This window comes from Sphaerisporangium sp. NPDC049002 (genome assembly GCF_040649355.1).
Taxonomy (GTDB): domain Bacteria; phylum Actinomycetota; class Actinomycetes; order Streptosporangiales; family Streptosporangiaceae; genus Sphaerisporangium.
Map to the genome: position 1 here is coordinate 1 of NZ_JBEZFH010000044.1, position 21,857 is coordinate 21,857.

Here is a 21,857-nt window from a genome sequence, read left to right on the forward strand (position 1 = left end):
GCTCGACGAAGTAGCGGCGCGGGGTGATGTCGTGCTTGCGCAGATAATCACCCAGCGGCTTGTTCACCTTGCGCGCCGCGGCCAAGCCCCGCACGCTCGACACCCGAAAGACCTCCATGGCAGCCAATCCCCACACACTCGACACCCGAATGACCTCTGCGGCAACCAAACCCCGCACACTCGACACCCAAAAAGCCTCTGTGGCGGCCAAGCCCCGCACGCTCGACACCCAAAAGACCTCTGTGGCGGCCAAGCCCCGCACGCTCGACGCCCGGAGGCTACGGCGGGCCACGGCCCGGCAGGCGCGGGTCGGACGGGCCGCCGGGATGGTCAGCCCGACGCTGTGGAAGCAGCACCGCCTGTACCGGGCGGTACGGCTCCAGCACCCGCAGGCCGCGCGGCGGCTCCACCACGCGGGTCTCGGATGGAGGTCATCGGGCCACTGCGCCAACCGGCACCGGCATTCCTGCACGTCGCTGGCCTCCGTACGACTCGGCACGCTGTGGGGCCTGGTCAACCTCAAGCGCCGCAGCGGATGCGGCGTCGTCGTCACAGGGGGCACCGAGGTCGGGCACGCCACTGGCCCGCACAGCCACGGGAAGGGCTACAAGATCGACATCGAGCACAACAAGTGCGTCGACCGCTTCATCAGGAACAAGCGCATGGGCCGTGTCCGCGGCGACGGCGCCCGCCTTTACTACGAACGCCGCCCCCAGGGCTACACGGTCTACGCCAACGAACCCAGCCACTGGGACATCATGTTCCTGTGACCAGGCCCGCTCCGGTCACCCACACTCATTCCTGACGGCGCACGCGTCCCGGTCCCCTGACCGCGCAAGCGTCCCGGTCCCCTGACCGCGCAAGCGTCCCGGTCACCTGACCGCGCACGCGTCCCCGGCCGGAGGCGCGTACGGCCCTGTGGCGGCGCGCATGCCCGGTGGGAGTCCCGCCGAGACTCCCACAGTTCCACACCCCTCAGCCGGGCGCCGTAGCCTCTGGTACCACGCCCGGCCTGACTCCCGCTTCCCATCACTCCTCAGCGGGCGCCGTACCGATCCGGTACCGCACCCGACCTTGGGTGCTATGCCGTGAACTCCGCCGCGAGCAGTTCGGCGATCTCCGCGGTGTTGAGCGCCGCGCCCTTACGAAGGTTGTCTCCGCAGACGAACATGTCGAGGGTGTTCGGGAAGTCGAGCGCCTGGCGGATGCGGCCGACATAGGTGGGATCGGTACCTACCACGTCGGCCGGCGTCGGGAACACGCCGTTCGCCGGGTCGTCCAGGACCACCACCGTGGGAGCCGCCTCCAGCACCGCCCGCGCGGCCTCCACCGTCACCGGCTTGGCGAAGGTGGCGTGCACCGCCAGCGAGTGGGTGGTGATGACCGGAACCCGCACGCAGGTCGCCGACACCTTCAGCTCGGGGATGCCGAGGATCTTGCGCGACTCGTTGCGCACCTTCAGCTCCTCGGAGAACCAGCCGTCCTCCTTGAGCGAGCCGGCCGCCGGCACCACGTTGAAGGCCAGCGGCGCGGGGAACGGCGAGTCGACGAGGTCGGGAACGGCCTTGCGCACGTCACCGGCCACGGTGCCGATGCTGCGGTTGCCCGCCACGGCCGCGATCTCGTCGTAGAGTCGCTCGGGCCCGGACACGCCCATCCCCGAGACCGCCTGGTAGGAGGCCACGACCAGCTCCGTCAGGCCGTACTCGCGGTGCAGGGCGCCGAGGGCGGCCATCATCGACAGCGTCGTGCAGTTGGGGTTGGCGATGATGCCCTTGGGCCGCCGGCGCACCTGCTCTGGGTTGCACTCGGGCACGACGAGGGGCACCTCGGGGTCCATGCGGAAGGCGCCGGAGTTGTCGACCGCGACCGCCCCACGGGACGCGGCGATCGGCGCCCACTCGGCCGACACCTCGTCGGGCACGTCGAACATGGCCACGTCGACCCCGTCGAAGGCCTCGGGCGAGAGCGCGACGACCTCGACCTCCTGCCCGCGGACCAGGAGCCGCTTGCCCGCGGAGCGCGCCGAGGCGATGAGGCGGATCTCTCCCCACACGTCGGGGCGGTTGGACAGGATGTCCAGCATCACGGTTCCGACGGCACCGGTCGCACCGACGACGGCCAGGGTGGGCTTGGCGTTCACTCCGTGGTCACTCTCCTCGCTGGCGCGCTGTGGCTGGTCGCTCATCGTCCGGTGCCCCCGTAGACCACGGCCTCGACCTGGTCGACGTCGAGATCGAACGCCCGGTGTGCCGCGGTGACGGCCGCGTCGACCTCGTCCTGCCCGACGATGACCGAGATGCGGATCTCGGAGGTCGAGATCATCTCGATGTTGACGCCCGCGTCGGCCAGGGCGCCGAAGAACTTGGCGGTGACGCCGGGGTGCGAGCGCATGCCCGCCCCCACCAGCGAAACCTTGCCGATCTGGTCGTCGAAGAGGATCTTCTCGAAGCCGATCTGCTCCTGGATGCGCTTCAGGGCCGTGACGGCTACCGTGCCGTCGGCTGCGGGCAGCGTGAAGGAGATGTCCGTGCGCCCGGTGGCGGCGGCCGAGATGTTCTGCACGATCATGTCGATGTTGATCTCGACGTCGGCGAGTGTCCTGAAGATGGCCGCGGCCTCTCCGACCTTGTCGGGCACCCCGACCACAGTGATCTTTGCCTCGCTCCGGTCGTGTGCGACACCGGAGATGATCGGCTGCTCCATCTCGTTTCCTTCAGTGTTGGGATCGGACACGACCCATGTGCCTTCCTTGCTGCTGAACGAGCTTCTTACGTGGATCGGCAGATCGAACCGCCGGGCGTACTCCACGCAGCGCAGGTGCAGGATCTTGGCGCCGCACGCGGCCATCTCCATTGCCTCCTCGTAGGAGATCTTCGGGATCTGGCGAGCGGCGGAGACGATGCGCGGATCGGCGGTGAAGATGCCGTCGACATCGGTGTAGATCTCGCAGACGTCGGCCTCCAGGGCCGCCGCGAGCGCGACCGCCGTGGTGTCGGAGCCACCCCGGCCGAGCGTCGTGATGTCCTTCTTGTCCTGTGAGACGCCCTGGAAGCCGGCCACGATCGCGATCTGGCCGACCCTGACCGCCTCCTGGATGCGGCCCGGGGTCACGTCGATGATGCGCGCCTTGCCGTGGGTCGAGTCGGTGATCACACCGGCCTGCGAGCCGGTGAACGACCGGGCCTCGTGACCCAGGTTGGCGATCGCCATCGCGAGCAACGCCATCGAGATGCGCTCGCCGGCGGTCAGCAGCATGTCGAGCTCGCGCCCGGGGGGCAGCGGCGTCACCTGCTGGGCCAGATCGAGCAGCTCGTCGGTGGTGTCGCCCATCGCCGAAACGATCACCACGACGTCGTTGCCGGCTTTTTTCGTCGCGACGATTCGCTGCGCGACACGCTTGATGCCGGATGCGTCGGCGACGGAGGAACCACCGTACTTTTGGACAACGAGCGCCACGGGATGTCTCCCAAAGGTTCAGTCTGCGGAGCTCACAGTCTACTGGGGCCCCCAGAAGGCCCAACTGATTTGGCCAGCATGTGGACAGCCACCGCCACGAACCCTGAAAAACCGGGCCGGCCTGTGGACAACCAGTGGCCGTGATCTGCGAACGGCCGACCCGCGAACCTCTGGACGATCAGGCGGTCGTGGTCTCCTCCACCACGTCGAGCCGGGTGTGCGCGACGAGCGCCTGCAGCGCCCTCATCGCGGCGCCCGCGTGGTTGCCCCAGGTGTTGAAGTAGGAGTACTGCCACCACCACAGCGCCTCCAGCGGGCGCCCGGCGCGGTAGTGACCGAGCCCGTGGATGAGGTCGGCCGCCACGGCCGCCAGGTCGTCGGAGAGCCGGTACGGCGTGACGACCGTGTCCTTGTACGGGTCGAAGACCTCGGCGTAGTCGTCCACAGGCCCAAGACGCGTGGCGAGAGCCGTGCGCACCCCGTCGAGATCGGGGTCGGGGCCGGTCGCGGGCTCGAAGTTGCCCTGCAGGATCACGTCCTGCGCGGCTCCGAGCTGCGAGCCCGCCAGGCTGACCTGGGAGACCTCGACCAGCAGCATGGGGAGCGTCGCGTCGCCGCCCTCACCGCTCGCGAGCCTGGTCAGGCCGTCCAGGTAGTTCTGCGCATGTACCGCGACGCGATCCGCGAGAGCGCTCCACTCATCAAACATCCAGCAGCCTCCGTCCTTCGAAAGCGCGGCCCAAGGTGACCTCGTCGGCGTACTCGAGGTCTCCGCCCACTGGCAGACCGCTGGCCAATCGTGTCACTTTCAAACCCATGGGTTTCACCAGCCTGGCGAGATAGGTCGCCGTGGCCTCTCCCTCGAGGTTCGGATCGGTCGCCAGGATCAGCTCGGTGACCCGCCCGTCGGCCAGCCGCGTCATCAGCTCGCGGATGCGCAGGTCATCGGGGCCGACTCCCTCGATAGGGCTGATCGCCCCGCCGAGCACGTGGTAGCGGCCACGGAACTCACGAGTCTTTTCGATGGCGACGACGTCCTTGGATTCCTCCACCACGCAGATGACGGCGGGGTCGCGCCGGGAATCCCGGCAGATCCGGCACTCCTCCTCGGCCGCGACGTTTCCACAGACGCGGCAGAACCGGACCTTCTCCTTGACCTCAAGCAGGGCGTGCGCCAGCCGTTTGACATCGGCCGGGTCGGCGGACAGCAGGTGAAAGGCGATCCGCTGCGCGCTCTTGGGACCGACGCCGGGCAGCAGGCCCAACTCGTCGATCAAGTTCTGGACGACCCCCTCATACATGGCGGCTAAAACCCCGGCAGCTGGAATCCGCCCCCGCCAAGGCCCTGCGCCAGCGGGCCGAGCTTCTCCTGCTGGAGCTCGGCGGCCGCTCGCACGGCGTCTCGCACCGCCGCGATCACCAGGTCGGCGATCGTATCGGCCGTATCCTGCGGGTCGCCGGAGTCGATGGCCTTGGGGCTGATCTTCAGCTCAAGCAGCTCACCACTCCCGTTGACGGTCGCGACGACGAGGCCGCCACCGGCGCTCCCCTCGACCTCCGCGTCGTTGAGCTCCTGCTGGGCCGTCGCGAGCTGCTGCTGCATGAGCTGCGCCTGCTCCAGCAACTGCTGCAAGTTGACATCCCCTGGATTCACGATCTTGCGCTCCTCATGGCTTCGCGTGTGGCACGAGCCTACGGGGTTTGCCACGCATGTTGCACTGGCGCACGTCAGTGTTGGCGTGGGGAGCCCCCGCACGCGGAACGGCCGTGACCCGCCGACCCCCGAAACAGCGAACCGGCCGCGACCTGCGGCCGAACCCGAAAAGGGGCGGATAGGCACGGTCTCCGGCAGATCCAAAAAGGGACAGATAGGTACGGTTTGGCAGCCTATCCGGTGGATGGGCATGACCCCGCGGCCGGAGGCTACGGGTGGTCGATCTCGTTGATGATCTGCCCGCCGAGTTCCCGCTGGACGAGCGCCATGCCGCTCAGCGAGTCGCCGTCGGCGACCACGTCGTTGTACGGGTCGACCTCGTCGGCCTCACTGACCGGCGGGCCGGAACGGCGGGGCACGGCGTCGGGCCACCCCGCTGCCCCCGTCTGCCGGGGCCCGGACTGGGCGACCGCCTGCGCCGGACGGGCGGCGGTGAAACCGGCCCTGGGCGCCGTGCCCTCGTCGTCGGGAAGCGGCGCATCCGGCCAGGGGTCGTCCGAGGGCGAGGGCGCGGCCTGCGGCTGCTGCGCGGCTGCCTGACGCCGCGCCTGCGACTGCGCGTCCTGGGCGCCGACCGGCCCTCTCGTGGCCGCCGGCGGGGAGGGGGCCACCTGCGGGCCGTCCGGGCGCGATGACGCCGGGCGCGCCGCGGGAGCCTGCCGTACGGCTTGCGCCGGAGCGGACGAGGCCGGGGCCGAGGGGGAACCTCCGCCGCCCGAGTTGCCGACGACGGCCTCCACGCGCCAGGTGCCGCCCATCACCGTGGTGATCGCCGCCGCGACCACGGAGTCCTTGGCGCCGTTGACGAAGTTGCGCATGGCGCCGACCTGGCTGAAGCCGAGCGTGACGATGTTGCCCTCGACGCCGATGAGCTGGGAGTTGGTGTTGACGTTGGCCCAGACGGCCGGGGAGCGCTGCTTGAGCACATCGAGGACCTGCGGCCACGTCTGGTGGAAGACCCCGCCCGCCGGTGACACCTGGGCCGGCGCGGGAGTGCTCTCAGCCCGCCGCTGCGGCGCCTGCGGGGCACCCGGCCGCGACGTTGCGGGCCAGTCGTCCGCCGGAGGACGTGCGGCGGGCATCCGCCCCTCGGCCGTCTGAGGCCGCTGCACGGACTGTGCTGCCTGCTGGACGGACTGTGCCTGCTGAGCGTTCTGCGTCGGCTGAATGTGCTGCGTCGGCTGGGCGTACTGCGGCTCGTCGGCCGCGATCACGGTGCCGGCCGCCGGAGGCCCGGGCACCACGGGGACGGCCGGGGCGAGCGGGGCAGCGGAGCCGGGCACCGGCACGGCCGCGGCCGCCACCCCTCCGCGCTCCAAGCGCTCCAGCCGGGCGAGCAGAGCCGCCTCACCTTGCTCGGCCGCCGGAAGGAGAACCCGAGCGCACATCAGCTCCAGCAGCAGCCGGGGAGAGGTCGCACCGCGCATCTCGGTCAGCCCGGCGTTGAACAGCTCGGCCGCCCGGGTCACCTCGGCCGGCCCCATCGAGGCCGCCTGCTCGGCCAGCCGCTCCAGCTCGTCGGCCGGGCGGTCGAGCAGGCCGTTGGCCGCGGCCTCCGGCACGTTGGCGAGCACCACCAGGTCGCGGAAGCGCTCAAGCAGATCCATGGCGAACCGGCGCGGGTCGTGACCGCCCTCGATCACGCGGTTGACCGCCTGGAACACCTGGGCGCCGTCACGTCTGGCGAACGCCAGGACGATCTCGTCGAGCAGATCGGCGTCGGTGTAGCCGAGGAGCGAGACCGCACGGGCGTAGGTGATGCCGGCGTCGTCGGCGCCCGCCAGCAACTGGTCGAGGATCGAGAGTGAGTCGCGCGCCGAGCCGGCGCCCGCTCGTACGACCAGCGGCAGCGCGGCGGGCTCGTACGGCACCGACTCGGAGCCGAGGATCTCCTCCAGGAGCTGCCGCAGCGTCGCCGGCGGCATCAGCCGGAACGGATAGTGATGGGTGCGGGACTTGATGGTCCCGATGACCTTCTCGGGCTCGGTGGTCGCGAAGACGAACTTCAGGTGGGGCGGGGGCTCCTCGACGAGCTTGAGCAGCGCGTTGAAGCCCTCGCGGGTCACCATGTGCGCCTCGTCGATGATGTAGATCTTGAAGCGCGCGGAGACCGGGGCGAAGAAGGCGCGCTCGCGCAGGTCGCGGGCGTCGTCCACACCTCCGTGGGACGCGGCGTCGATCTCGATGACGTCCAGGTGGCCGGGCCCGGTGGACGAAAGGGCCACACAGGACTCGCACTCGCCGCAGGGGTCGGGCGTCGGGCCCTTCTCGCAGTTCAGCGAGCGGGCGAGGATGCGCGCGCTGGAGGTCTTGCCGCACCCGCGCGGGCCGCTGAAGAGATAGGCATGGTTGATGCGGCCGGTGCTCAGCGCCTGCCGCAGCGGCTCTGTGACGTGATCCTGACCCTTGACTTCGGCGAAGGTCCCAGGCCGGTATTTGCGGTAGAGAGCGAGACTCATGCCGTCTCCTCGCCTAGGGGGTCGGAGTGCGAATGCGCCGGAAGACCAGGGGTGTCACGAGGGTCGAGCGGCTCGCTCATGTGACGGCACCATCCTGTAACTCCAGCTAAGAGACCCCTCGCACACCCGACAGAGCCCGCTTATCCTTGCTGCCTTCCGGCCCTGGGGAGGTTCACAGGATGACGCCGTGCGAGGGGTCCGGTGACAGTCTAGCCGTGCCCGGCAGTGCTCGTGGCAGCCACCGCGCGAACACCGAGACCGATTCGTGGTCGTCTTCGCGGTCTTCTCAGCCCCCGAAGTCCGGTAAGCTTCTCGACGGAGGATTCGCCTAGTTGGCCTAGGGCGCACGCTTGGAAAGCGTGTTGGGGGCAACCCCTCAGGAGTTCGAATCTCCTATCCTCCGCCACCTTCCGAAAGGGTCGGGCCGCGCATGCGGGTCGGCCCTTTTTGGCGTTCCGGCTGGTTGCTACGGGTTCACGGGAGGGACGGTCGGGGGCATGGGGCGCCACTGGACGATGTACGGCAGGCCCGAGTGGTCCGGGGGGCGGGGTTCGGGGCCGAGGCCGGTCGGGAACGGAGCGGTCAGCGCGCAGGATGGGCTCAGCCCGAGGCCCATGCCCGTGCCGGCCGCCAGCGCGAGCACCAGACCCGCGACGAGAGGGCCCTGGGACGCGACCCTGGCCCGTATCCACCTGCCCGTCGGCATGATCGGCCCGCTCCGCAGGAAGAAGGCGGGAGGCGGCACTTGATAGGGGAGCGGCTCCTCGTGCACCGTACGCAAGGTCGCCTCCATATCACTGTCAGTGGTCGCCTGGTCGTCACAGTAACCAGATGTGGACCTGGGGCCCGGGATCCCGCGCCCTTGGCCAACCGATCACGGCATGCCGTTGGCCCGCAGCGGTGCAAGCCTTGAAGAAGAGCCATACCGCCTTTGACGGGCGCTCTGAGCTGGCACTCTGTATGAGACACGCATGATCGTTTCTCTCTGGGGAACTAGCGGGGTCATATATGACCCTGAAAACCTAAGAAAAGGGAAAACGGGCCAATGGATTTCCGTGACGATGTCGACCTTGATTCCTCGCAGGTCGAGAACCGTGGTGGCGGTGGCGGGTTTCGCGGTGGCGGTCTGGCCATCGGCGGAGGCGCGGCGGGCATCATCGCCCTTATCGCCGCACTGATCTTTGGAATCAACCCCGGTGACATCACCGGCGGGGGTGACACGACGGGTGTCCAGCCGACCTCCGACACCTCCCAGGAATGCAAGAAGGGCTCCGACGCCGACAAGTCGGAGAACTGCCGCGTCGTGGGTGTCGTCAACAGCATTCAGGCCTATTGGCGGGACGCCTTCGACAAGGCGGGCAACGGCCAGTACACGCAGGCGAAGACCGTGCTGTTCTCCCAGGCGGTGAACACCGGGTGTGGCCAGGCGACCTCGGAGGTCGGGCCGTTCTACTGCCCGAGCGACAAGCTCGTCTACCTGGACCTGACCTTCTTCGACGAGCTGCAGAGCAAGTTCGGCGCGAAGGGCGGCCCGTTCGCCCAGGCGTACGTGATCGCCCACGAGTACGGGCACCACGTGCAGGACCTCCTGGGGACCATGGACAAGGTCGGCGGGAACAGCCAGGGCGCCGAGAGCGGCTCGGTGCGGCTGGAGCTTCAGGCGGACTGCTACGCGGGGGTCTGGGCCAAGAACGCCGTGGACACCGGCTTCTACGAGAAGCCCTTCACCGACACCGACATCAAGGAAGCGCTCGACGCCGCGGCCGCCGTCGGAGACGACCGGATCCAGCAGAAGGCACAGGGCCGCGTCAACCCGGAAGGTTTCACCCATGGGACGTCGCAGCAGCGGATGAAGTGGTTCAGCACCGGCTACAAGTCCGGTGACCCTGGGCAGTGCGACACCTTCTCGGGCAGCGTCTGAGCCACTCGGCACCTCACCACCGAGCCACTGAAGCAGGCAAAGGTCGAAAACTCTCTTAAACTGAATAGGTGATCTTCAAGTCAGTCGGTGACAACCGCCCTTACCCAGAGCATGGCCTGTCGCATCGTGAATGGGCGCGGATACCGCCCCGGCAGGTCAGGCTCGACTCATTGATCACCACGAAGGCGGTGCTCGACCTGCATTCCCTGCTCGCCAAGGACTCGACGTTCTATGGCGATCTTTTCCCTCATGTCGTGCAGTGGCGTGGCGAGTTCTATCTTGAGGACGGTCTTCACCGGGCGCTGCGCGCGGCGCTCCACCAGCGCTCGGTGCTCCACGCGCGAGTGCTCGATGTGGACGCTCCCACGGGCGCCTCACCCGAATGATCCGCATACCGTCCGTCAGCCGCCGGCGTCCTAGGTAAAACAGTTCCCTTACCGGCCATCCTCCGGCCTGCGGGTTCCTAAGCTGCGACAGTCGCAGGGGCGACACGGCTCAGGCCGCTGGAACGCAACGTCGGACGGTGACCCAATGCGAGATGTCACGCACCTCGTGGCGCAGGTCCGTGAAGAGCTCGCCGGAGAGCTGCGCGAACGCCTGCGCGTACGTCTCCACGAGCAGCCCACGGACTGGCTGGTCGAGCAGTTGATGGCGTTGGTCCTACGAGCGGATGAGATGACCTACTCCATCCCGAGGCAGGTGCCGCGGGGCCCCTCGGCGGAGGACGGCGTGTACGCCCATCCGGTCTGGGAGAGCGGCGCCGACCAGGTGATCACGGGCGACGAGGACGACGACGCGGGAAACGACCAGGCGCGGGCCGCGCGTCAGCCCGTACAGGCGGTGAACGGCCAGGCGCGTCAGCAGGAGGAGGCCGAGCGGGTCGCCAGGGCCGCCCGCATCCGCCGGCTCGCCCTCGACCACACGTCCCTGCCGGGATACATCGAACACTACCGGGCTCTGACCCGCGAGGTCCTGGAGGGAGAGGGCCACCTGCTCGATCCACCGCACAAGGGCGGCCCGCTCATCTCGCCCGAGCACCGCGCGCCCAGCGCGGAGGCGCTGCTGTGCGAGGCCAAGGATCTCCTGTACGCGCTGCTGTTCGGGGGCGCCGATGACGACGTGAGGCTCGATCGCGTGGAGCGCGAGCTGCTGACCCTCACGATCCCGAAGGCCAAGGCGCATGCCGTCGGATCCATCATGCGCGCCGCCACGGAGACCGGCGCCGAGGGCGCCTGGCACGATCCCCAGCGCGTGGCCGACGACGACCGGGCCGCGGACACGATCCTCCAGATCGAGTACGGCGAGGTGGACGGCGACCTGGTCGGCACGGCCATCACGGCCGCCCTGCGACTGATCAACAACCTTGAGATCAACGAGCAGGTGCTCTACGGCCGCACGGAGAACGTCGAGGGGAGCACGCTCGACCCCTGATGAGGTCCTGCGCCCGCGGTGGTCGCCCCGTGAGGAGGTCCTCGCGGGGCGACGGAGAACTGGCCGGGAGCGGGGCCGTTTCTAGTGCTTGACGATGTGCGACATCCTGTGCGCCTTGTTGTGGTGGCGGCTCGCGGCGTGCGCCTTCTTGTGCGGGGCACCGGCGTGCTTCTTGTGCTTGCCGCTGTGCTTCTTGTGGTGGGTGACGCGCTTCTTCTTGTGGTGGCCCTGTCTGGTGGCGCACCTCTTGCCCTTGCAGGAGGCGTGGTCCGTCGTCGGAGAGGCCACAGAGGCGCCGGCCACGGTGGACGCGCCGGCGGAGCTCACCGCCGCCGTCCCCGGGATGACGAGGACGGCGGCCACAAGGAATCCGGTGGCGAGAGCTTTCCTGAGCATAGGAGATCACTTCCGTTAATAGAGGTGGTCTGAGGCCCGGGCGACACCCGGGCGCGCGGAGCTTCGTATTGGTTTCCTCGGGATATCCCAAACGTCGCGAGAAACTACATATCTCACCTTAACCGGACGAAATCCAGCGAGCATCCCGTAAGAGGCAAAGGCTTGGTTTCGGACATTCGGCGCATCCCTGAATCGCATTCGCCGCTTTCACGGACCCGATCCGGCGGGTGGGAAGCTCCCGATTCACCGGTCCCTCAGGGAAATCGGTGCGGCACGCGGGACCATCGCCCCCTTGTCCGTACGGCCCGGCCGCGAGGCGCCGATTGGTGGGTTTATTCGGTTGACGGCTCGTCTGGGGGCCGAAAGCCTGAACAAGTGTTGATACGACGTGAACTCCCAGCAGATATCCCAGCCATCCGCGAGGTGCACACCGCCGCCTTCGCCAAGCCGCCCGCACCCGGCCAGGCCCCCGTGGAGACCGGCCCGCCTTCCGCCGGGGACGGCCGGCATACCGCGGAGGCCCGCCTGGTCGACGCGCTGCGGGCCTGCGACGCCTGGATCCCCGAGCTCTCCCTGGTGGCCACCTCGGGCGATGGATCCGTCGTCGGGCATGTGGTCTGCAGCCGGGCCTCGGTCGGCGCCGTATCCGTGCTCGGGCTCGGCCCGCTCGGAGTGCTCCCCGCATTCCAGCGGCAAGGAGTCGGGCACGCGCTCATGCACGCCGTTCTCGGGGCGGCGGACGCGCTCGGCGAATCCGTTGTCGTGCTGCTCGGTCACAGCGACTACTACCCGCTGTTCGGTTTCCGCCCGGCCGAGGAGTACGGAATCACGCCGCCGGTGCCAGGGTGGGCCCCGCACTTCCAGGCCCGCACACTGAGCACCTATACACCCGCCATACGCGGTGATTTCGCGTATGCCCCACCTTTTGACGATGTATAACCATAAATTCCGGATGACAAGCACGACTCACGCCCAGGTGCATACCCGGCTTATCGCCTTATGTAGGCCAATGCCCCGGTATGAGGGTCCCCACGACCGGCACCGGATAGCCGGCCCCGAGCCCGGGGCTAATTGCCCCATTTGAAGCCTTTTGTCGGCAGGGGGCGGTCCCCATGGGACTGCCCGCGCCACCTCGCACACGGCGTCAGACGGAGACACGCGAAGGGCCCCAGCCGGTGATGCGGGCTGGGGCCCTTCGTAGTGGCGGTGGAGGTGGGATTTGAACCCACGGATGGGTTGCCCCATCACACGCTTTCGAGGCGTGCGCCCTCGGCCACTAGGCGACTCCACCGCCGAGCAGCCTACCGGATCCGCGCCCCTGCTCGCGCGTCGTAAGCGTCCGTTATGCGAAGAAAGGAGGCTTTCATGGTCGTCGGTCCGTGAAGAAGTCTCTGAGCACGGCCGAACACTCCCCGGCGAGCACGCCCAGGATCACCTCAGGACGGTGGTTCAGCCGCCGATCGCGGACCACATCCCAGAGCGAACCGGCCGCGCCCGCCTTCTCGTCGGCGGCGCCGTAGACGACCCTGCCGACCCGCGCGAGCACCGCGGCCCCCGCGCACATCGTGCACGGCTCCAGGGTGACCACGAGCGTGCAGCCGGCCAGGCGCCATTCCCCGCGCACGCGGGCCGCCTCGCGCAGCGCCAGGATCTCCGCGTGGGCCGTGGGATCGGCACTCCCCTCACGATCGTTCCCGGCCGCCGCCAGCACCTCGCCCGAGGGGCCGAGGACGACCGCGCCGACCGGCACCTCGCCCCTCTCGCCCGCCCTCACGGCCTGCGCCAGCGCGAGCCTCATGGGTTCCTCGAAACCGGACTCGCCCACGTACGCGATCTCTCGCTAGTGCAGCCGGTCGAGCTCGTCCGCGAAGGAGAGCTTCTCCGCGATCACCGAGAGGGTGTCGGCGGGGAGCACGCCCTCTTCCATGCTGAGCTCCAGCAGCTCCTCGGCGCTCACCCCGAGGTCGCTCAGCAGCTCGAAGTCGCCGGCGGGCCGGACCCCGAGATCAGCCTCCTTGTCGGGCACGAGCACCCCGGCGAGCTCGCTGAAGAGCTCTCCGAGGGGGTCGCTCGCCGCGGAATGGACGTCGGAGACGAAAGCCCGGGGCTCGGCGTCGCCGTCGTAGCGGACAAGGGCGAACCACTCGTCCTCCACCTCGACGCAGAGCAGGGCGAGCTCGTCGCCCTGGAGGCCGAGGGCGTCTTGCACCGCGTCACCGAGGTCGTCGGCGATCTCGGCGCTCGTCAGGTCGACCTCCGCGCCGCTCCACCCGTCGGGTGTGCGGACGAAGGCAGCGGCGAACATGGCGCTGTGGGTTGGTCTCGAGGGCATGATCGGGGCTCCCGAGGTCAGCCGAGGGCTGAGTCGACGGCACGTTCAAACGGCTGGGAGAATCCGAGCCGGGCGGCGATGCTGGAAAGCACCTCATCAGGCAGCAGTTCGAGGTCACCGGAGAGGGCGCCGAGCTCCATCTCGTCGAGCCCGAGGTCGGAGAAGATCGACAGATCTCCCGCCGGGAGGACCATGTCGAGCTCCTCCTCCTCCGGCACCGGGACATCGAGCAGCTCAAGGACCTGCTGGGCCAGAGGCCAGTCCCACGATGCCGTGATGTCGGAGAGGAACACGTCGACGCGCTCACCAAACACCCGTAATGCCACGAAGAAGTCATCCCCCACGGCGACCAGGCCAATCGTCGTGCCCATGCTCGGCTGCTGGCGCAGGGAGTGGATCAGCCCGTGCAGATCGGCCGTGAGACCTATGGGCAGCATCTCGGCTTCCCACTGGTCGTCCTCGCGGTAGACCACGATGGCGAAGTCAAGAGCATCTACGTCTGTCATCTTCACCCCACCGACGCGGTTCTTACAGTTGGCAATGCTCGCAGAATCACTCAGTCCCCGTACGCCCCTCGGGCAAATTGTGATCAAAAACGGCCGTGCCTGGCCAGCTTAGGGTGTGATGGCCGTTACCGACCCGCTCGTACCATTTACCCGTTCCCAGGAGATACCTTTGGCAGCCATGAAGACCCTCGTCGTCGACCACCCGCTCGTCGCCCACAAGCTGACCACGCTGCGGGATGTACGCACGGACTCCCCGACGTTCCGCCGGCTCGCGGATGAGCTCGTGACCCTGCTCGCCTACGAGGCGACCCGCGACGTGCGGGTCACCGAAGCGACGGTCGACACCCCCGTCGCCCCCGCTCACGGGGTACGGCTGGCGCGTCCCGCGCCCCTGGTCGTGCCCATCCTCCGGGCCGGGCTCGGCATGCTCGACGGCATGACCCGGCTGCTGCCCACCGCCGAGGTCGGCTTCCTCGGTATGATCCGCGACGAGGGCACCCTCAAGGCCCAGACGTACGCGACCCGGCTCCCGGAAGATCTTTCGGGTCGCCAGTGCTACGTGCTCGACCCGATGCTCGCGACCGGCGGCACCCTCGCGGCGGCCATCGAGCTGCTTTTCGAGCGCGGCGCCGAGGACGTCACGGCCATCTGCCTTCTGGCCGCCCCCGAGGGACTGGCCTTCATGGAGAAGGTGTTCTCGGACTTCAGCCGGCCGGTGCGCGTGGTCACGGCCGCACTCGACGAGCGGCTCAACGAGCACGGGTACATCGTGCCCGGCCTCGGCGACGCCGGCGACCGCCTCTACGGCGTCGTCTGAATTCCTTTCCCTTCTTTTCCCCAGGTTGACGTTCGACTCGTTACATAATGTGTTTCGGTGGGTACACAGAGTGATGACGATGTCACTGTGTTCCGGTCCCTCAGACCGCGAACGCACACCTGGGAGAGCTATGGACCAGCTGCCGGATATTGACGCCTATACACAGGTCGAGACGGTGCTTAAGGTCGAGTTCGCCGGGGTTCATCCCGCCGCGACGGTGACGCGCTGCATCGAAGCGGCTCACCACGGTGCGATGGAAGTCACTGGTTACGCGTACCCAAGCCTGGTCGAGCGAATCGCTCGCAAGCACCTCCAGGTGCTGGCAGTGGTCGCCGGCGAGCAAGGGTGACGCAGGTCACATCCAGACCCCTAAAGACTATGGGGTGCGGATGCGCTTTACCCGGCCATTGGGCTGGGTAATGTATACGGTGGGTGCAGTGGGTGAGCGGTTAACGGAGGCGGCAGTGCAGGTCAAGAAGGTTCTAACGTACACAGCCATCGCGTTTGTGGCTTTCTACCTGTTCACCAGACCGGCTGACGCGGCAAGCGCGGTCAAGGGAGCAATGGACACTGTGGTGAACGCGGCGGATTCGCTGGCGCTATTCTTCACGAAGCTGACATGAGACTTGTGACCCACGGGGACTCTGCTCCGTCGTCGGTCAATCGTTACCTTCTCCCCCAGGAACACCAGGTCATCATGGTGCGACGCCACCCGGCCGTCCTGTTACGACCGGTCGCCGAGGTCTTCGGCGGCTTGGTCCTGGCAGGGTTGCTGAGCAAGTGGCTCGGTGCGAACCAAGGGTCACAGGCGTTGGTCATCGTCTGGTGGGCCTGGCTTCTCCTACTGATCCGCTTCGTGTGGAAAGTGGCGGAGTGGTCGGTCGACTACTTCGTGGTGACGTCCAAACGCATGCTGTTGACCACCGGCCTGATCACCCGCCGGGTGGCGATGATGCCGCTCGGCAAGGTGACCGACATGAGCTTCCAGCGCTCACTGCTCGGCCGCATGCTGGGGTACGGCGAGTTCGTCCTGGAGTCGGCGGGCCAAGATCAGGCCCTGTCGACCGTCCCCTACATTCCGTATCCGGAGACCCTGTACCTCGAGGTCTGCCAGATGCTCTTTCCCAGTTCTGACGACGATGATTAGTCCGCTTTCGTCCTGAATCCCGAGGGGTGAGACAGACTTCCCCTCGGGATTCTTGACGTGGGTATACCCGATTCGGCTGCTTCGTGCCATCATGGCGGAACCATTGACCATATCCCCGCCCTAAGAGATCACATGCCGAGTCAGGGAACCATCGGTGACCGCGTCCGCGGGCTGCGTCTGAGCAGGAGAATGTCTCAGGCCCAGCTGGCTGGACCCGACCTCTCCGACAGTTATGTCTCTCTCATCGAGTCCGGCAAGCGAACGCCGACGCCGGTGGTCGCCCGCCTGCTCGCGGAACGCCTAGGATGCACCACCGAGTTTCTCCTCCACGGGATCGAGCCGCGCCAGCGCATCGACACCGAGCTCGGGCTGCGTCACGCAGAGCTGGAGCTTTACCACGGGGACGCGGCCATCGCCGCCGACCGCTTCGGTGACATCGTCAAGGCCGCGGGTGAGGACAACGCGCTCCTCGCCGCGCATGCCCGCCTTGGGCGTGCGCGTGCCCTGGAGGCTCAGGGTCGCATCGGGCGCGCGGTGGAGGCGTACGAGCGCCTGCGCCGCGAGGCCGCCGCGCACCCCGAGCGCCTGGCCGACGTGCCGCTCACCGTGGCACTGTGCCGGTGCTACCAGCGCGCCGGCGACGTGATGCGCGCCCGCGATCTGGGTACCAGGGCGCTGGACCAGGTCACACAACTGTCACTTTTCCATGGGGAGGTCGCCGTCGACCTCGCCGCGGCGCTGGCCGACGCCGAGATCGGGCTGCCGTACGTCGAGCAGGTGCTCGCCGACGCCGGCGTGCCCGTCCCGGCCGACCGCACCACGGAGATCCTCTCGCTCTGGCAGGCCAGTGTCTCGGCCGCCGAGGGCGAGGATTCGGCGCTCGCGGTGCAGTTCGCCGACGACGCCCTCTCCGCGGGCAGGCCCGCGAGGATAGCCGCCCAGATGGCTCGCATCGCCATGCGCTGGGCCGAGATCTCCGCGTCCCGCCCTGGTGGCGACCTCGGGCAGGTCGACGAGCTCGTCTCCCGCGCGACCCAGGTCTTCTCCGTTCTCCCGGCCGAGTCCGTGGAGCACTCGCGGAGCCTGATCGCGCTGGCGCGCGTCCAGCTCAGGTCGGGCGACACCCGTCGCGCGGAAGACCTCGCCTCGAAGGCCCTGGAGCTGCTCTCCGGCGCTCCCGGAACCCTCGCGGCGTCCGCGCACCTGGTGCTGGCCGAAGTCGGTTTGGCACGGTCCGATGGCTCCGTCAAGACGAACCTGGAGCGTGCCGGAGCCCTTCTGTCGGCGGCGCCGGCGGCGGGAACGGTCCGCGACCGGGAGATCGCGGGCGTCTGGCGCGAGCTGGGTGACCTATGGGGGAAGGCCGGTAACCGGGAGCAGCAGACGGGCGCGTATCGTAGGGCACTCGAAGCGGTCGGTGTCAGGTCGACCGTCGCCGGTGCCGTGACATCCGCGGTTTTCGCACGGTAGGCCTCCTCGCCGGAGCTCCGGATTTGGCGCGGAGACACCGGAATAATTAAGGTCGACCAATCATTGACTCGTAGGATGATTGGTTTCCCGGAGGAGGCAGACTGTGAGTCTGCGTACGGCGCAGCGGGCTTCCCTCGTCGACCAGGTGATCGAGCAGCTCAAGGAGCAGATCACCTCCGGATCATGGCACCTGCATGCCAAGATCCCTACGGAGACGGTGCTCGCGGAGCAACTCGGCGTCGGTCGTAACACCGTGCGCGAGGCGGTCCGCGCCCTCACCCACGCCGGTCTGCTGGAGTGCCGCCAGGGCGACGGCACGTACGTGCGTGCCACCAGCGAGCTCTCCGGAGCCATGGCCAGGCGCCTGCGCACGGCCGAGCACCTGGAGATCCTGGAGGTGCGACGGGCGCTGGAGGTCGAGGCCGCCAAGCTCGCGGCCGTCCGGCGCACTGAGGGGGACATCGAGCTCATCGAGGCGGCGCTCGCCCGCCGGGAGCAGGCCTGGGTGGAGGCCGAGGTCGACGCCTTCGTGGAGGCCGACCTCGCCTTCCACATCGCGGTCGTCGAGGCCACGCACAACCGCGTGCTGATCGAGCTTTACAAGGACTTCTCGGCCGCGCTGCGCGCGAGCATCGCCGCCGCGGGGGCTCCGCTGGAGAACGGCCACATCCCCCACGACTCCATCGCCCGTGCGATCGCCTCCGGCGACGCGGCCGCCGCCGAGCGCGCCGGCCACGCCTGCATGGAGCACATCGCGATCGCCCTCACCGACACTCCCGCGCTCCTGGACTGACACGCTCGGCCTGGGCGGCCCTCAAGCCAGTCGCAGGGACATCACCAGGTAGCGGAACGTGGGGTCGCCCTCGTCGTCGGTGATCAGCACCGGGCGGGTCGGCGACGCCATGTTGACGCGTGCCTTCTCGCTCTCGACGCCGGAGAGCCCGTCGAGCAGATAGTGGGGCTGGAAGGCGATCTGGATGTCGTCGCCTTCGAGCTCGGCCTCGACCGCCTCGGCCCCCCGGCCGATGTCGCCGCCGCCCGCCTGGACCAGCACCTGGCCCTGGGTGAACGACAGCCGGATGGCGGTGTTGCGCTCGGCGACCAGCGCCACGCGCTTGATGGCCTCGACGAACGGGACGACCTTGACGCCCGCCCGGATCGACCAGTCGTCGACGAGGCGCGCGCGGTAGTCGATGAACTGGTCGTCCAGCAGGCGCACCGTCGTGACGCGGCCCGCGCACTCGAAGCCGGCGATGCCGTCGCCGAGCCCGATCGACACCTCTCCCGCGCGCAGCGAGCGCGCCACCTCGACCATCACCCTCGCGGGGACCATCACGGCGGCCGTGTGCCCCTGACGCTCGGGGTTCCAGAGGAAGTCGCGGGCGGCGATGCGGTAGCGGTCGGTGGCCGCCACGGAGACGTTCACGCCGTCGATGTCGACCCGGATGCCCGTGAGCATGGGAAGCGTGTCGTCGCGGCTCGCGGCGACGGCCACCTGGCCGACCGCCGAGGCGAAGACGCCCCCTCCCACCGCGCCGGCCTTCGGTGGCATGGCCGGAAGGGTCGGGAAATCCTCCACAGGCATGGTGAGCAGGCCGAACTCGGCACCGCCGCAGGTCAGCACCGCCTCGGACCCGGAGGTGACGATCTGGACCGGCTCGGCGGGCAGGCTCTTGGTGATCTCGGCGAGCACCCGCCCCGGGATGAGCACCTTGCCCGGCTCGGCGACGTCGGCCTCGATCAAGGCGCGGGCGGACACGTCGTAGTCGAAGACCGAGAGCGAGAGACTGTCGTCGAGCGCCTCCAGCAGGATGCCGGACAGCACCGGCAAGGCGGGGCGGCCCGGCAGCGTGCGGGCACTCCACGCCACCGCGTCGGCCAGGACATCGCGGTTCACCTGGAACTTCACCCTGATCCATCCCCTTCGAAACGTCTCGTTCCCAGAAAGGTAGCGCCTGGGTCGGACATTTGGCGGCCCGGGAACCAGCGAGCCTGGACCGAAGGATCCGTCAGCCTCGGGTGCCGTTGAGATACGTGAGCACGGCGAGCACGCGGCGGTTGTCGTCGTCGGAGACGGCGAGGTCGAGCTTGGCGAAGATGTTCGCGGTGTGCTTGCTCACGGCGCTCTCGCTCAGGTACAGCCGCTGGGCGATGGCGGCGTTCGAGCGACCCTCTGCCATCAGCTCCAGCACCTCGCGCTCGCGCGGGGTGAGCTTGCCCAGCGGCTCGTGGCGGGCGTTGCTGGCCAGCAGCTTGGCGATCACGTCGGGATCCATGGCCGTGCCCCCGGACGCCACCCGGCGCACCGCGTCGACGAACTGCCCGGAGTTGAAGACGCGGTCCTTGAGCAGGTAGCCCACGCCCCCGGTGCCGTCGGCGAGCAGCTCCCTGGCGTAGAGCTGCTCCACGTGCTGCGACAGGACCAGCACCGGCAGCCCGGGGATCGCCCGGCGGGCCGTGAGCGCCGCCTGGAGTCCCTCGTCGGTGAAGGTGGGCGGCAGCCGTACGTCGACCACCGCCACCTCGGGACGCTCGTCGAGCAGCGCCCTGAGCAGCTCGGGCCCCGACTCGACCGCCGCGACGATCTCGAACCCGTGCGCCTGGAGGAGACGGACCAGGCCGTCGCGCAGCAGGTAGAGATCCTCGGCCAGGACTACACGCACGAGCCTTCTCGCTCCTTCATCTGCTTGGTGGTCATGACCGCGAAGGAAACCATGGCCACACCCAGAGCGATCATGCCGAGGATGACCGGCCACTGGAACGGTTCGGGCAGGTAGAGCGCGAGGAACCAGCTCCGCACATCCGACCCGAAGATCTTGGAGAACATGGCCGCCAGGCCCTGGGGGAACAGCGGCAGCCAGAACAGCCCCCAGCAGACGGCCAGCAGCCTCTGCTTCCACACCGGCAGCGTCGATCGGCGGACGGCGTCCGCCGGGAACGCGCGCGGAAGCTCCACGGTGGCCACGGTCGGTCCCCCTGGCGGGCTGTTCAGGGCGAGGACGCCGTCGAACGCGGACAGCCGCCGCTCGATGCCACGCAGGCCGCTGCCGCGCGAGGGGTCGGCTCCGCCGTGCCCGTCATCGGTGACGGTGACGCGCAGGGCGGAACGGCGGTGGCTGATGTCGACCGCGACGTTCCTGGCGTCTCCGTGCCTGCTGGCGTTCGCGAGCAGCTCGGTGATGACGAAGTACGCGGCCGACTCGACGGGCGCCTCGGGACGTACGGGCAGCTCGACGCTGACCGTGACCTTGAGGGGACTGTCGAGGGCGAGCGCCCGTACGGCGTCGCCGAGGCCGCGCTCGGCGAGGACCGGCGGGTGGATGCCGCGTACGAGCTGACGCAGCTCGATCAGCGAGGCGGCCGAGGCCTCCCTGACCTTGGCGATAAGGGCTTTCGCGGCCGTCGGATCGGAGTCCACCAGCTCCTCGGCCGCGCCGAGGGTCATGCCGATGGCCACCAGGCGGGCCTGGGCCCCGTCGTGCAGGTCGCGCTCGATGCGCCGCAGCTCGGCGGCCTGCGAGTCGACGGCCTCGGTGTGCACCTGCGTGAGGTGCCGCACCTCGTTGGCCAGGCGGGCCTTCTTCGTGGGGGCCAGCAGCAGCCGTGTCCACAGACCGTGGACGCGGGCGATCCTCGGGGCCACGAGCACCCCCGCGATGGCGAGGACGACCCCGGCGAGCACCTCAACGGGCTGCCACACCCGCACCAGGGCGACGCCGCACCCCACCATGATCAGGGGCGACGCGGCCAGCAGGCCGCCGACCGGCGGCTCGGCGAGCAGCCAGGCGAAGTCGCGCCAGGTGGCGGGGTCCTTGGTCATCCAGTTCCAGGTCCTGTTGAAGGACGGGACCAGGGACGTGCGGTAGAGCTGCCGCCCCTCGCGGTACCAGCCGTCCCGCTGGGGCTGGGGCGGAGGCGGAGCGGGGCTGTAGGGGGCGTCGATCTCCACCCCCGACCACGCGCCGGCGATCTGGCGCGCCTGGCGCGCCCGTCCGCGGACCATGCGAACCGTGGCCGGGAACAGGAAGATCATCCCGAGTCCGAAGCACAGCACCAGCACGACCGCGGAGACCGCGAGCATGACGAGGTTCGTGACGGCCAGCGTGACGAGCGCCAGGCCGCGACCGAAACCGACCATCGTCTTGAGGACCATGCGCCCAGTCTGCTTCAACGGGCCGGTAGTTCGAAGTGGCCGTGGGCACCCG

The 21,857-nt window shown here is 68.8% G+C and carries 25 protein-coding genes, 2 tRNA genes, 1 other RNA gene and 1 pseudogene; 12 read left to right on the forward strand and 17 right to left on the reverse strand.

Going from position 1 to position 21,857, the window contains the following annotated elements:
• Positions 1-211: pseudogene (locus AB0B89_RS12080) on the reverse strand (hypothetical protein); the annotation flags it as partial.
• Here AB0B89_RS12080 and AB0B89_RS12085 point away from each other — a divergent pair.
• Positions 201-770 (forward strand): hypothetical protein, encoded by a 570-nt coding sequence (locus tag AB0B89_RS12085; RefSeq protein ID WP_358551407.1) that lies wholly within the window; start codon positions 201-203, stop codon positions 768-770. The pseudogene AB0B89_RS12080 and the gene AB0B89_RS12085 sit on opposite strands and share 11 nt — an antisense overlap.
• 311 nt (positions 771-1,081) lie before the next feature.
• Here AB0B89_RS12085 and AB0B89_RS12090 read toward each other — a convergent pair whose 3' ends face one another.
• The 7 genes from AB0B89_RS12090 to ffs form a co-directional block, all read right to left on the reverse strand.
• Positions 1,082-2,188 carry an aspartate-semialdehyde dehydrogenase gene (locus AB0B89_RS12090; protein ID WP_358551409.1) on the reverse strand — a complete coding sequence of 369 codons (1,107 nt, stop codon included), beginning with the start codon at positions 2,186-2,188 and terminating at the stop codon, positions 1,082-1,084.
• Positions 2,185-3,459, reverse strand: a complete 1,275-nt coding sequence (locus tag AB0B89_RS12095; protein WP_358551411.1) for an aspartate kinase — start codon at positions 3,457-3,459, stop codon at positions 2,185-2,187. Before AB0B89_RS12095 ends, AB0B89_RS12090 begins: the two co-directional genes overlap by 4 nt.
• A gap of 178 nt (positions 3,460-3,637) precedes the next feature.
• Positions 3,638-4,168: a DUF5063 domain-containing protein gene (locus AB0B89_RS12100; RefSeq protein ID WP_358551413.1), complete on the reverse strand. Its 531-nt coding sequence runs from the start codon at positions 4,166-4,168 to the stop codon at positions 3,638-3,640.
• Positions 4,161-4,760 (reverse strand): recombination mediator RecR, encoded by a 600-nt coding sequence (gene recR / locus AB0B89_RS12105; protein ID WP_358551415.1) that lies wholly within the window; start codon positions 4,758-4,760, stop codon positions 4,161-4,163. The genes AB0B89_RS12100 and recR overlap by 8 nt, the downstream gene beginning before the upstream one ends.
• A gap of 5 nt (positions 4,761-4,765) precedes the next feature.
• Entirely contained in the window at positions 4,766-5,113 is a 348-nt protein-coding gene (locus AB0B89_RS12110) for a YbaB/EbfC family nucleoid-associated protein (RefSeq protein WP_358551417.1), read from the reverse strand.
• Positions 5,114-5,382: 269 nt separating this feature from the next.
• Positions 5,383-7,632, reverse strand: coding sequence for a DNA polymerase III subunit gamma and tau (locus AB0B89_RS12115; protein ID WP_358551419.1), 2,250 nt, complete (start codon positions 7,630-7,632; stop codon positions 5,383-5,385).
• Positions 7,633-7,738: 106 nt separating this feature from the next.
• Positions 7,739-7,834: signal recognition particle sRNA small type (gene ffs, locus AB0B89_RS12120), an RNA gene on the reverse strand.
• Between the two features lie 115 nt (positions 7,835-7,949).
• On the opposite strand from ffs, the gene AB0B89_RS12125 reads away from it, so the two are divergent.
• A tRNA-Ser gene (locus AB0B89_RS12125) sits at positions 7,950-8,038 on the forward strand.
• 60 nt (positions 8,039-8,098) lie between these two features.
• On the opposite strand, the gene AB0B89_RS12130 is transcribed toward AB0B89_RS12125, so the two are convergent.
• Entirely contained in the window at positions 8,099-8,413 is a 315-nt protein-coding gene (locus AB0B89_RS12130) for a hypothetical protein (RefSeq protein WP_358551421.1), read from the reverse strand.
• Between the two features lie 264 nt (positions 8,414-8,677).
• Here AB0B89_RS12130 and AB0B89_RS12135 point away from each other — a divergent pair, with 264 nt between their 5' ends.
• The 3 genes from AB0B89_RS12135 (at position 8,678) to AB0B89_RS12145 (ending at position 10,984) form a co-directional block, all read left to right on the forward strand.
• Entirely contained in the window at positions 8,678-9,553 is an 876-nt protein-coding gene (locus tag AB0B89_RS12135; protein WP_358551423.1) for a neutral zinc metallopeptidase, read from the forward strand.
• Between the two features lie 68 nt (positions 9,554-9,621).
• A complete protein-coding gene (locus AB0B89_RS12140) occupies positions 9,622-9,939 on the forward strand; it encodes a type II toxin-antitoxin system VapB family antitoxin (protein ID WP_358551425.1) in 318 nt (105 codons plus the stop codon).
• A gap of 145 nt (positions 9,940-10,084) precedes the next feature.
• Positions 10,085-10,984, forward strand: coding sequence for a hypothetical protein (locus AB0B89_RS12145; RefSeq protein ID WP_358551427.1), 900 nt, complete (start codon positions 10,085-10,087; stop codon positions 10,982-10,984).
• 81 nt (positions 10,985-11,065) lie between these two features.
• Here AB0B89_RS12145 and AB0B89_RS12150 read toward each other — a convergent pair whose 3' ends face one another.
• Complete coding sequence (locus AB0B89_RS12150; protein WP_358551429.1) at positions 11,066-11,380, reverse strand: hypothetical protein; 315 nt, start codon at positions 11,378-11,380, stop codon at positions 11,066-11,068.
• A gap of 423 nt (positions 11,381-11,803) precedes the next feature.
• On the opposite strand from AB0B89_RS12150, the gene AB0B89_RS12155 reads away from it, so the two are divergent.
• Entirely contained in the window at positions 11,804-12,319 is a 516-nt protein-coding gene (locus AB0B89_RS12155; RefSeq protein ID WP_358551431.1) for an N-acetyltransferase, read from the forward strand.
• Between the two features lie 262 nt (positions 12,320-12,581).
• On the opposite strand, the gene AB0B89_RS12160 is transcribed toward AB0B89_RS12155, so the two are convergent.
• The 4 genes from AB0B89_RS12160 to AB0B89_RS12175 form a co-directional block, all read right to left on the reverse strand.
• A tRNA-Ser gene (locus AB0B89_RS12160) sits at positions 12,582-12,671 on the reverse strand.
• Positions 12,672-12,743: 72 nt separating this feature from the next.
• Positions 12,744-13,178, reverse strand: coding sequence for a tRNA adenosine(34) deaminase TadA (gene tadA, locus AB0B89_RS12165; protein WP_358551433.1), 435 nt, complete (start codon positions 13,176-13,178; stop codon positions 12,744-12,746).
• 42 nt (positions 13,179-13,220) lie between these two features.
• Positions 13,221-13,712, reverse strand: coding sequence for a tRNA adenosine deaminase-associated protein (locus tag AB0B89_RS12170; RefSeq protein ID WP_358551435.1), 492 nt, complete (start codon positions 13,710-13,712; stop codon positions 13,221-13,223).
• Between the two features lie 17 nt (positions 13,713-13,729).
• The gene (locus tag AB0B89_RS12175) at positions 13,730-14,218 is read right to left on the reverse strand and encodes a tRNA adenosine deaminase-associated protein (protein WP_358551437.1); all 489 of its coding nucleotides are present in this window, start codon (positions 14,216-14,218) and stop codon (positions 13,730-13,732) included.
• Positions 14,219-14,396: 178 nt separating this feature from the next.
• Between AB0B89_RS12175 and upp the strand changes: the two genes are divergently transcribed.
• The 6 genes from upp (at position 14,397) to AB0B89_RS12205 (ending at position 18,445) form a co-directional block, all read left to right on the forward strand.
• Complete coding sequence (gene upp, locus AB0B89_RS12180; protein ID WP_358551439.1) at positions 14,397-15,035, forward strand: uracil phosphoribosyltransferase; 639 nt, start codon at positions 14,397-14,399, stop codon at positions 15,033-15,035.
• 130 nt (positions 15,036-15,165) lie between these two features.
• Positions 15,166-15,384 (forward strand): three-helix bundle dimerization domain-containing protein, encoded by a 219-nt coding sequence (locus AB0B89_RS12185; RefSeq protein ID WP_358551441.1) that lies wholly within the window; start codon positions 15,166-15,168, stop codon positions 15,382-15,384.
• An 88-nt stretch (positions 15,385-15,472) separates the two neighbouring features.
• The gene (locus AB0B89_RS12190) at positions 15,473-15,658 is read left to right on the forward strand and encodes a hypothetical protein (RefSeq protein WP_358551443.1); all 186 of its coding nucleotides are present in this window, start codon (positions 15,473-15,475) and stop codon (positions 15,656-15,658) included.
• Complete coding sequence (locus AB0B89_RS12195) at positions 15,655-16,182, forward strand: PH domain-containing protein (protein WP_358551445.1); 528 nt, start codon at positions 15,655-15,657, stop codon at positions 16,180-16,182. The genes AB0B89_RS12190 and AB0B89_RS12195 overlap by 4 nt, the downstream gene beginning before the upstream one ends.
• Positions 16,183-16,314: 132 nt before the next feature.
• The gene (locus AB0B89_RS12200) at positions 16,315-17,652 is read left to right on the forward strand and encodes a helix-turn-helix transcriptional regulator (protein ID WP_358551447.1); all 1,338 of its coding nucleotides are present in this window, start codon (positions 16,315-16,317) and stop codon (positions 17,650-17,652) included.
• Positions 17,653-17,755: 103 nt separating this feature from the next.
• Positions 17,756-18,445 (forward strand): FCD domain-containing protein, encoded by a 690-nt coding sequence (locus AB0B89_RS12205; protein ID WP_358551449.1) that lies wholly within the window; start codon positions 17,756-17,758, stop codon positions 18,443-18,445.
• 21 nt (positions 18,446-18,466) lie between these two features.
• Here AB0B89_RS12205 and dnaN read toward each other — a convergent pair whose 3' ends face one another.
• The 3 genes from dnaN to AB0B89_RS12220 all read right to left on the reverse strand — a co-directional run bounded on the left by dnaN (position 18,467) and on the right by AB0B89_RS12220 (position 21,805).
• Entirely contained in the window at positions 18,467-19,561 is a 1,095-nt protein-coding gene (gene dnaN / locus AB0B89_RS12210; protein WP_358551451.1) for a DNA polymerase III subunit beta, read from the reverse strand.
• Between the two features lie 100 nt (positions 19,562-19,661).
• Positions 19,662-20,315 carry a response regulator transcription factor gene (locus AB0B89_RS12215; RefSeq protein ID WP_358551453.1) on the reverse strand — a complete coding sequence of 218 codons (654 nt, stop codon included), beginning with the start codon at positions 20,313-20,315 and terminating at the stop codon, positions 19,662-19,664.
• Positions 20,306-21,805, reverse strand: a complete 1,500-nt coding sequence (locus AB0B89_RS12220; protein ID WP_358551455.1) for a histidine kinase — start codon at positions 21,803-21,805, stop codon at positions 20,306-20,308. Before AB0B89_RS12220 ends, AB0B89_RS12215 begins: the two co-directional genes overlap by 10 nt.
• Between the last annotated feature and the right edge of the window lie 52 nt (positions 21,806-21,857).